Below are 7,396 nucleotides of genomic sequence, written 5' to 3'. Positions count from 1 at the left end.
TCTCCATCACCGACGGCCAGGTCTTCCTGGAGTCCGACCTGTTCAACCAGGGCGTGCGTCCGGCCATCAACGTCGGTGTCTCCGTCTCCCGTGTCGGTGGTGCCGCTCAGACCAAGGGCATGAAGAAGGTCGCAGGTTCCCTGCGTCTGGATCTCGCCGCCTACCGTGACCTCGAGGCCTTCGCCACCTTCGCCTCTGACCTGGATGCCGCATCCAAGGCTCAGCTCGAGCGTGGCCAGCGTCTCGTCGAGCTGCTCAAGCAGGCCGAGAACTCCCCGCAGGCCGTGGAGTACCAGATCATCTCCATCTGGCTCGCCGGCGAGGGTGCCTTCGACGTCGTTCCCGTCGAGGACGTCCGCCGCTACGAGACTGAGCTGCACGAGTACATCCGCGCCAACAACCCGGAGGTCTACGACCAGATCGCCGGTGGTGCCGCACTGTCCGACGAGTCCCAGGCTGCGCTGCTGTCCGCCAACGACGAGTTCGCGAAGTCCTTCCAGACCACCGAGGGCCGTCCGGTCATCAACGAGCCGGAGGTGGACGCGCTGTCCGACTCCGACCTCAAGAAGACCCAGCTCACCGTCCCCCGCAAGACGGCCAAGAAGTAGGGCCTCGATGCCCACTGTCGAAACCGTCAACAACAACGAAGGGAGGAGTGTGAACCATGGCTAATCTTCGCGAATTGCGCGACCGAATCCGGTCCGTCAACTCGACCAAGAAGATCACCAAGGCTCAGGAGCTGATCGCCACCTCGCGCATCACCAAGGCTCAGGCCAAGGTCGAGGCATCCCTGCCGTACGCGCAGGAGCTGTCCGACATGATGGAGCGTCTGGCGTCGGCGAGTTCGCTCGACCACCCGATGCTGCATGAGCGTGAAGACGGCAACGTGGCCGCCATCCTCGTGGTCTCTTCCGACCGCGGCATGGCCGGTGGCTACAACCACAACGTCTTCAAGAAGGCCGCCGAGCTGACTCGTCGCCTCGAGGACGCCGGCTACGAGGTCGTCCGGTACGTGACCGGTGGCAAGGCCGTCGGCTACTACAAGTTCCGTGAGGCCCCGGTCGCGGGCCAGTGGACCGGCTTCTCGCAGGATCCGTCCTGGGAGGGCACCCACCAGGTGCGCCACCACCTCATCGATGGCTTCAACGCCAGCTCCAAGGGCGAGGCCAAGTACCGCGAGGGTGTCAACACCGACAACCAGCCGGTCCGTGGCTTCGACCAGGTGCACGTGGTGTACACCGAGTTCGTGTCCATGCTGTCCCAGGTTCCGGTGGCGCACCAGCTGCTGCCGATCGAGCCTGTCATCCGCGAGGATGAGCTCAACACCGGCGAGTCCATGCAGGACACCGGCGGAGAGATCGGGCCGGACGTCGAGTTCGAGCCGGATGCAGACACCCTCATCGAGGCGCTGCTGCCGAAGTACGTCTCGCGTCGTCTGTACGCGATGTTCCTCGAGGCTTCCGCAGCCGAGTCCGCATCGCGCCGCAACGCCATGAAGTCTGCCACCGACAACGCGTCGGCACTGGTCAAGGACCTGTCGCGCGTGGCCAACCAGGCCCGTCAGGCGCAGATCACCCAGGAAATCACAGAGATCGTCGGTGGCGCTGGCGCGCTCGCCGAAAGCGGAGAAAGTGACTAGAAAATGACTACAGCTCTCGAAGAGCAGAACGCACAGCAGGCGTCCACCGCCGGCCGTGTCGTGCGTGTCATTGGTCCGGTCGTCGACGTGGAGTTCCCGCGCGGCGAGCTGCCGGCCCTGTACAACGCACTGACTGTCGAGGTCACCCTCGAAGCAGTCGCCAAGACCATCACCCTCGAGGTTGCCCAGCACCTCGGTGACAACCTCGTCCGCGCCGTCTCCATGGCACCGACCGACGGCCTCGTTCGCGGCGCCCAGGTCGTGGACTCCGGCCAGCCGATCTCTGTTCCGGTCGGCGACGTCGTCAAGGGCCACGTGTTCAACGCCCTCGGTGACTGCCTCGACGAGCCGGGCCTCGGCCGCGACGGCGAGCAGTGGGGCATCCACCGCGACCCGCCGCCGTTCGACCAGCTCGAGGGTAAGACCGAGATCCTGGAGACCGGCATCAAGGTCATCGACCTGCTGACCCCGTACGTCAAGGGCGGCAAGATCGGTCTGTTCGGTGGTGCCGGTGTCGGCAAGACCGTTCTCATCCAGGAGATGATCACCCGTATCGCGCGTGAGTTCTCCGGTACCTCCGTGTTCGCCGGCGTCGGCGAGCGCACCCGTGAGGGCACCGACCTCTTCCTCGAGATGGAGGAGATGGGCGTTCTCCAGGACACCGCCCTCGTGTTCGGCCAGATGGACGAGCCGCCGGGAGTCCGTATGCGTGTCGCCCTGTCCGGCCTGACCATGGCCGAGTACTTCCGCGACGTGCAGAACCAGGACGTTCTGCTGTTCATCGACAACATCTTCCGTTTCACCCAGGCCGGTTCCGAGGTCTCGACCCTGCTGGGTCGTATGCCTTCCGCCGTGGGTTACCAGCCGACCCTGGCTGACGAGATGGGTGTCCTCCAGGAGCGAATCACCTCGACCAAGGGTAAGTCGATCACCTCGCTGCAGGCCGTTTACGTCCCTGCCGACGACTACACCGACCCCGCCCCGGCGACCACCTTCGCCCACCTGGATGCCACCACCGAGCTCGACCGTGGTATCGCCTCCAAGGGTATTTACCCGGCCGTGAACCCGCTGACCTCGACCTCTCGTATCCTCGAGCCGTCGATCGTCGGTGAGCGTCACTACAACGTCGCGCAGCGCGTCATCGGAATTCTGCAGAAGAACAAGGAACTCCAGGACATCATCGCCATCCTCGGTATGGACGAGCTGTCTGAGGAGGACAAGATCACCGTCCAGCGTGCCCGTCGTCTCGAGCGCTTCCTGGGCCAGAACTTCTTCGTTGCCGAGAAGTTCACCGGTCTGCCGGGTTCCTACGTTCCGCTGGCCGACACCATCGATGCGTTCGACCGCATCTGCAACGGTGACTTCGACCACTACCCGGAGCAGGCCTTCAACGGTCTGGGTGGCCTGGACGATGTCGAGGCTGCATACAAGAAGATCACCGGTAAGTAGGAGGAGACGCACATGGCTGACATCACCGTTGAACTGGTCGCCGTGGAGCGCATGCTCTGGTCGGGAACGGCCAGCATCGTCACCGCGCAGACCACTGAGGGTGAGATCGGCGTGCTGTCGGGTCACGAGCCGATGCTCGGGCAGCTGCGCGAGAACGGCGTCGTGACCATCCGTCCGACCGACGGCGACAGGCTCGTCGCCGGCGTGCAGGGTGGCTTCCTCTCCGTCTCCCCGGAGAAGGTCACCATCCTCGCGGATTACGCGATCTGGGCCGACGAGGTTGACGCCTCGCAGGCCGAGTCCCAGCTGCAGGACGAGGACGAGTCCGTGCGCGCCCGCGCAGAGGCCTCGCTCAACGCCGTACGTCGCAAGGCTGAGGGCTAAATCCGAGGCGCCGCCTCTACCTCTCTCACACCGGCACCCGCCAGCGTCACCGCTGGCGGGTGCCGGTGTTTGTGCGATCACTTCAGAAATCGTGCTGCCGGGGACTACAATCGTTCCTTAACCGTCACGAAAGGTGTGTGTCTGTGGAGTTTGTCTTCTGGGCCCTGCTGAGCCTCATTGTGCTCGCCGTGCTGCTGGCCACCTGGCGGTTTTTCACGTTGCGGTCCCGGGGGCAGACCATCCTGCTGCGCCGTCTTCCGGCGTCGGGAATCCACGGTTGGCGCCACGGCACCATCCGCTACCACGGTGATGATCTGGAGTACTTCAAGTTGCGCTCCATTTCCCCCGTCGCCGATCAGGTGTTCCACCGCCAGCAAATGACGGTCGACGGCACCCGCCCGCTGACGCCGGAGGAGCAGCGCTTCATGGACGGTGACCTGTCCGTGGCCACCCTCAGTGACAGGGGAACACACTTCGAGGTCGCTCTCCACGCCCACGCCCTCATGGCGCTGACGGCCTGGGTGGAATCCGCACCCGACATCCGCCACGAGCGCGTCGATCACGCCGCCCTGCGCAACAGGATCACCCGGGGGAAGAACGGGAAGTGACACCCGGCTAGGGTGGTCTGCATGCGTCTAGTCATCGCCCGTTGCTCCGTGGATTACGTCGGCCGCCTGGAGGCTCATCTGCCTACCGCGGACCGCCTGCTCATGATCAAGGCGGACGGTTCCGTGTCCGTCCACGCCGACGACCGGGCGTACAAGCCGCTCAACTGGATGACCCCGCCGTGCTCGCTCACCGAGACCACCATCACGGACATCGACGGCGAGGACACCGGCGAGCAGCTGTGGATCGTCGAGAACGCCAAGGGCGAGCAGCTGCGCATCACCATCGAGCTGGTCCACCACGAGACCAACCACGATCTGGGCACGGACCCCGGCCTGGTCAAAGACGGCGTGGAGGCGCACCTGCAGGAGCTGCTGGCCGAGCACATCGCCACCCTCGGTGCGGGTTACAGCCTCGTGCGGAGGGAATTCCCGACGGCGATTGGGCCGGTGGATCTTCTGGCCCGGGATGCCGCAGGGGCGACCGTGGCCGTGGAGGTCAAGCGGCGCGGGGGCATCGACGGCGTGGAGCAGCTCACCCGTTACCTCGAACTGCTCAACCGCGATGAGCTGCTCAGGCCCGTGACCGGCGTCTTCGCCGCCCAGGAGATCAAGCCCCAGGCCCGCCTGCTCGCCGAGGACCGCGGCATCCGGTGCGTCACGCTCGACTATCAGGCGCTGCGCGGGATCGAGTCCGATGAGCTGCGTCTGTTCTGATGCCGCGGCGTAATCAACGGCGGGGAGGGCGTCGAGAAGCACGCAAGCCCCGGGAACTCCCGCGCGACGGGGCCGCCTTCTACGGCACCCAGGCCGTGGAGGGGCCCTCCTGGACGCAGGGGGAGATGTATCTCTTCCGCCACATGGGCTCCCATGCGGCGACGAAGTTCTACGTGTGCCCGGGATGCCACAACAACATCCCACCCGGGGTGGCCCACATCGTCGCCTGGCCGCGCGAGACCGGGCGGGGTGCCGAGGACCGTCGACACTGGCACCGGCACTGCTGGGACAGACGGTAGCCTGGTGGGCATGATCATCGCCTTTTCCGTGGCGCCCGCGGTCACCGCGACCGAGGACGCCGAGATGTCCGCTGCCGTCGCCGCAGCCGTGCGCATCGTGCGCGAATCCGGCCTCCCCAACGAGACCAACGCCATGTTCACCCTCGTCGAGGGGGAGTGGGATGAGGTCATGGAGGTGGTCAAGCGCGCCACCTTCGCCGTCGCGGAGGTTTCCCCGCGCGTGTCGCTGGTGCTCAAGGCCGATATCCGCCCGGGCTACGAGGACCAGCTGCACCAGAAAATGTCCTCGCTGGAACAGCACTTCTAAGGAGTTTTGAGTGAACAGTCAGCACCGTTACGTCTCCGGCGCCATCGACCTCGGTGAGGTCAAGGCCCGCGCCGAAGCCCGTGAGCAGGCCCAGTCCACCGGTCCCGGCTCCGGGCCGGCGCCCTTCATCACTGTCACCCCGGAGAACTTCGAGGCCGATGTCGTCCGCCGTTCGACCCAGGTGCCGGTCGTGGTGCTCGTCGGCACCCCGCGCAGCCCCGAGTCCGAGCAGCTCAAGGCGGATCTGCAGTCCCTGTCCGCCGCCGCGGGCCTGAGCTTCATCGTCGGCTACGTCGACGCTGACGTCACCCCCGAGGTGGCCCAGGCCTTCGGCGTGCAGATGCTGCCCACCGTCATCGCCCTGGGTGCCGGGCGCCCCATCACCCAGTTCGAGGGCGGCCAGCCCGTCGACGCCCTGCGCACCTGGTTGGACTCGCTCGTCGAGCAGGTCGGCCCGCAGCTGTCCGGTCTGGAGCAGGAGGTGGAGGAGGCCCCGGAGGACCCGCGTCTCGACGCCGCCCTCTCCGCCCTCAACGTCGGCGACTTCGACGCGGCCATCGCCGTCTACGACGAGATCCTCGCGGAGACCCCCGGGGACACCGCCATCGTTCAGGCCCGCGACACCGCGAAACTGCTCAAGCGCCTGGACCCGGCCAACCAGACCGAGGACCCGATCGAAGCGGCGGATCGCGCCCCGGAGGACGTCGATAAGCAGTTCCGGGCCGCGGACGCCGAGATCGTCGCCGGCGCGCCGGAGCGGGCCTTCGCCCGCCTCCTCGGCCTCATGACGACCCTGCCGGGGGAGAAGATGCGCGTGCGGGACCGCCTCGTCGAGCTCTTCGCGCTGTTCGACGCCGCCGACCCCCGCGTCACCGCCGCCCGCACACAGATGGCCTCCGCGCTGTTCTAGCAAGCAGAAAGGGACCCACCGATAACGGTGGGTCCCTGTCCGTTTTCTACCAGCTGCCGCGGTGGCGGTACCACTGCACGGAGTTGGCGGGGATGTGCACGGTCAGGGAGTGCTCCTGGCCGTCCCAGCCCTCGTGGGCCGTGGAGATGATCTGCGGGAGATCGTTGCCCGCGCCGCCGTACTTGGCGTCGTCGGTGTTGAGGATGAGCTCCCAGTCACCGGCGCGCGGGATGCCCAGCTTGTAGGCGGGCTGCGAGGTGCCGGAGAGGTTGATCACCGCGAGCACGGCCGAGCCGTCGTTGCCCCAACGGACATAGGCCAGCAGGTTGTTGGCGGCGTCATCGCCCTTGATCCACTGGAAACCGGCGGAATCATGGTCCTGGGAGTAGAGGGCCGGGTTGCGGCGGTACTCCCAGTGCAGATCCTTGACCAGATCCTGCAGGCCGGTGTGGAACTCGTGGCCCCAGCCCTCGAGGTTGGACCAGTCGATGGAGTACGCCTCGTTCCACTCGCCGGTCTGACCGAACTCCTGGCCCATGAACAGCAGCTTCTTGCCGGGGTGGGAGAACATGTAGCCGTAGAGGGCGCGCAGACCCGCCGCCTTGTTCCAGTCATCGCCGGGCATCCGACCCCACAGGGAACCCTTGCCGTGGACGACCTCGTCGTGGGAGAAGGGCAGGACGTACTTCTCAGAGTAGGCGTAGATCATCGAGAAGGTGATGTCGTTGTGGTGGTACTTGCGGTGGACGGGATCGAGCTTGAAGTACTCGAGGGTGTCATTCATCCAGCCCATGTTCCACTTCAGGGAGAAGCCCAGGCCGCCGTACTCGGTGGGGGCGGTGACACCCGGCCAGGAGGTGGACTCCTCGGCGATGGTGAGCACGCCCGGGTGCGCGCGGTGGACGGTGGCGTTCATCTCCTGGAGGAACTGCACCGCCTCGAGGTTCTCGCGGCCGCCGAACTGGTTGGGCTCCCACTCGCCGTGCTCACGGGAGTAGTCGAGGTAGAGCATGGAGGCCACAGCGTCGACACGCAGGCCGTCGATGTGGAACTCCTCGATCCAGTACAGGGCGTTGGCGACGAGGA

General features: G+C 66.1%; 9 protein-coding genes and 1 pseudogene. 9 read left to right on the top strand and 1 reads right to left on the bottom strand.

Features of this window, described 5'->3' with window-relative positions:
* From Q4F73_RS10400 to Q4F73_RS10360, 9 genes and pseudogenes are all read left to right on the top strand, one after another.
* Positions 1 to 608 (top strand): annotated as a pseudogene (locus Q4F73_RS10400) (F0F1 ATP synthase subunit alpha); the annotation flags it as partial.
* Between the two features lie 56 nt (positions 609 to 664).
* On the top strand, positions 665 to 1,639 hold the full coding sequence (locus Q4F73_RS10395) for a F0F1 ATP synthase subunit gamma (protein ID WP_303359277.1): 975 nt from the start codon (positions 665 to 667) through the stop codon (positions 1,637 to 1,639).
* Positions 1,640 to 1,642: 3 nt separating this feature from the next.
* Positions 1,643 to 3,088, top strand: coding sequence for a F0F1 ATP synthase subunit beta (gene atpD / locus Q4F73_RS10390; RefSeq protein ID WP_303359276.1), 1,446 nt, complete (start codon positions 1,643 to 1,645; stop codon positions 3,086 to 3,088).
* Between the two features lie 12 nt (positions 3,089 to 3,100).
* A complete protein-coding gene (locus Q4F73_RS10385) occupies positions 3,101 to 3,472 on the top strand; it encodes a F0F1 ATP synthase subunit epsilon (protein ID WP_085549801.1) in 372 nt (123 codons plus the stop codon).
* Positions 3,473 to 3,615: 143 nt separating this feature from the next.
* Positions 3,616 to 4,080 (top strand): DUF2550 domain-containing protein, encoded by a 465-nt coding sequence (locus Q4F73_RS10380; RefSeq protein ID WP_303359275.1) that lies wholly within the window; start codon positions 3,616 to 3,618, stop codon positions 4,078 to 4,080.
* 21 nt (positions 4,081 to 4,101) lie between these two features.
* The gene (nucS, locus tag Q4F73_RS10375; RefSeq protein ID WP_303359274.1) at positions 4,102 to 4,794 is read left to right on the top strand and encodes an endonuclease NucS; all 693 of its coding nucleotides are present in this window, start codon (positions 4,102 to 4,104) and stop codon (positions 4,792 to 4,794) included.
* Positions 4,794 to 5,093, top strand: coding sequence for a hypothetical protein (locus Q4F73_RS10370; RefSeq protein WP_303359273.1), 300 nt, complete (start codon positions 4,794 to 4,796; stop codon positions 5,091 to 5,093). Before nucS ends, Q4F73_RS10370 begins: the two co-directional genes overlap by 1 nt.
* A 10-nt stretch (positions 5,094 to 5,103) precedes the next feature.
* Positions 5,104 to 5,400, top strand: a complete 297-nt coding sequence (locus tag Q4F73_RS10365) for a thiamine-binding protein (protein ID WP_303359272.1) — start codon at positions 5,104 to 5,106, stop codon at positions 5,398 to 5,400.
* Between the two features lie 10 nt (positions 5,401 to 5,410).
* Complete coding sequence (locus Q4F73_RS10360; protein ID WP_303359271.1) at positions 5,411 to 6,310, top strand: tetratricopeptide repeat protein; 900 nt, start codon at positions 5,411 to 5,413, stop codon at positions 6,308 to 6,310.
* Positions 6,311 to 6,356: 46 nt separating this feature from the next.
* Here the strand turns inward: Q4F73_RS10360 and glgB are convergent.
* Positions 6,357 to 7,396 (bottom strand): 1,4-alpha-glucan branching enzyme (gene glgB / locus Q4F73_RS10355; RefSeq protein WP_303359270.1); only part of this gene is annotated, 1,040 nt, incomplete at its 5' end.

It is taken from the genome of Corynebacterium sp., assembly GCF_030535495.1.
GTDB lineage: Bacteria > Actinomycetota > Actinomycetes > Mycobacteriales > Mycobacteriaceae > Corynebacterium.
This window is presented reverse-complemented; position numbering and strand designations above follow the sequence as displayed.